General features: G+C 75.4%; 1 protein-coding gene. It reads left to right on the top strand.

All coding sequences use genetic code 11. The features are described from left to right. On the top strand, positions 1–2,363 hold a 2,363-nt coding region (locus AN218_RS13115; protein ID WP_141747560.1), incomplete at both ends, for an SDR family NAD(P)-dependent oxidoreductase.

Below are 2,363 nucleotides of genomic sequence, written 5' to 3'. Positions count from 1 at the left end.
GTCGCGGGGCATTCGGTGGGGGAGGTCGCGGCGGCGCACGTGGCCGGGGTCTTCTCCCTTGAGGATGCCTGTCAACTGGTGTCGGCGCGTGCGCGGTTGATGGAGGCGCTGCCCGACGGCGGCGCCATGACCGCCGTACGCGCGTCCGAGGAGGACGTACGCGGCCGGCTCGTCGAAGGAGTCTCCGTCGCCGCCGTCAACGGGCCGCGGTCCGTGGTGATCGCGGGAGACGAGAAGGCCGTCGACGAGGTGGCGTGCCACTGGGAGTCCACGCGCCTGCCCGTCTCCCACGCCTTCCACTCCGCGCACATGGACCCGATGCTCGACGAGTTCGCCTCCGTGGTCCGCCGGCTGACCTTCCACGCCCCGCGCGTGCCGCTGGCTGCCGCGACAAGCAACGGCACCGCCGAGCAGATCACCTCGCCCGAGTACTGGGTGCGGCACGTGCGGGAGACCGTCCGCTTCGCCGACGCCGTCTCCGGCCTCGGCGAGCGGGGCGCCACCGCGTTCGTGGAGATCGGGCCCGACGGGGCACTGTCCGCGCTCGTGGCCGAGTCCGCCACCGCCGGGTCGCTGACCGTGCCCCTGCTGCGCAAGGACCGCGACGAGGAGACCACCCTCGTGACCGCCCTCGCCCGGCTGCACACCGCGGGCGTCTCCGTCGACTGGGACGCCTTCTTCGACGGCACCGGCGCCCACGCGGTGGACCTGCCCACCTACGCCTTCCAGCACCGGCGCTTCTGGCCCGAGCACATGCCGCACCCGGGGGCCGCGTCCCCGGCGCGCAACGGCATCGGCGGCGGAGCGCCGGCCTCCACCGACGACGCCTTCTGGGAGGCCGTCGGCCGCGAGGACTTCGGCTCCCTGGAGTCCGTGCTGCGGGTCGAGCAGGACTCGCTGGCGCAGGTGCTGCCCGCGCTGCTGGAGTGGCGCCGCCACCAGCAGGACCAGTCGGTGGTCGACAGTTGGCGGCACCGCATCCTGTGGAAGCCGCTCCAGCACCCCGCCGGCTCGCCGGGAGGCCGCTGGCTGGCCGTCGTACCGGCCGGCACCGGCGACGAGGAGTCCCTCTCCGCCGTCCTCGACGCGGCCGGAGCCCACGGCACCGAGATCCAGCGCGTGGAGACCGCCGCCTCCGACCGTGAGGAGATGGCACGGGTGCTGCGCGCCGCAGCCCGCCCCGCACACGGCGACAGCGCCGCGGGCAACGGTTCCGCAGCGAGCAACGGCTCCTCCGGGCACGACGCCCCCGCCCACTACGACGGAGTGCTGTCGCTGCTCGCCCTCACCCCCGGCACCTCGGACGGCGCCGCACCCGAGGGCACGGTGCGCACCGCGGTGCTGCTCCAGGCCCTCGGCGACGCGGGTATCACCGCCCCCCTGTGGTGTGCGACCCGCGGCGCCGTGTCCGTGGCACGCTCCGAGACCGTCGAGGCACCCGAACAGGCCGCCGTGTGGGGCCTGGGACGGGTCGCCGCGCTGGAGTACCCGGACCGCTGGGGCGGCCTGATCGATCTGCCCGCCGTCCTCGACGCCGCCAGCGCGGACCGTCTGGCGCCCGTGCTGCGCGCGGCCGAGGGCGAGAACCAGGTCGCCGTCCGCGCCGGCGCCGTGTACGGGCGGCGCGTGACGCCGGAACCCGCACCCGACCCGGAACGCACCTGGCAGCCGCACGGCACCGTGCTCATCACCGGCGGCACAGGTGCGCTCGGCGGCCACGTCGCCCGCACCCTCGCCCGCCGGGGCGCCGACCACCTGGTGCTGGCCAGCCGCCGCGGAATGGCCGCCCCGGGAGCGGAGGAACTGCGTGCCGAACTCCTGCGCACCGGCGTCGGGGTGTCCGTCATCGCCTGCGACGTCTCCGACCGGGAATCGCTGCGCTCGCTGCTGGCGTCCGTCCCGGACGAGCATCCGCTCACCGGCGTCGTCCACACCGCGGGCGTCCTCGACGACGGCGTTCTGGACCGGCTCACCCCCGACCGGTTCACGGAGGTCTTCCGCAGCAAGGTGCGGTCCGCCGTGCTGCTGGACGAGCTGACCCGCGAGGAGGACCTGTCGGCGTTCGTGCTCTTCTCCTCCGCGTCCTCCGCGATGGGCAACCCCGGACAGGGCAACTACGCCGCCGCCAACGCGGTCCTCGACGCACTCGCCGAGGACCGCAGGGCCCGCGGGCTGCCCGCGACGTCCATCGCGTGGGGCGCCTGGGGCGGAGGCGGCATGGCCGGAGGCGCCGACGCCGAACGCCAGGCCCGCCACGCCGGAGTCCTCGCCATGGACCCGGAGTTGGCGTGCGCGGCGCTCATGCAGCTCGCCGCCGAGAGCGCGCCGACGGCGATGGTCGCCGCCGTCGACACCGCGCGGAC

This window comes from Streptomyces nanshensis (genome assembly GCF_001751255.1).
Lineage (GTDB): Bacteria > Actinomycetota > Actinomycetes > Streptomycetales > Streptomycetaceae > Streptomyces > Streptomyces nanshensis_A.
This window is presented reverse-complemented; position numbering and strand designations above follow the sequence as displayed.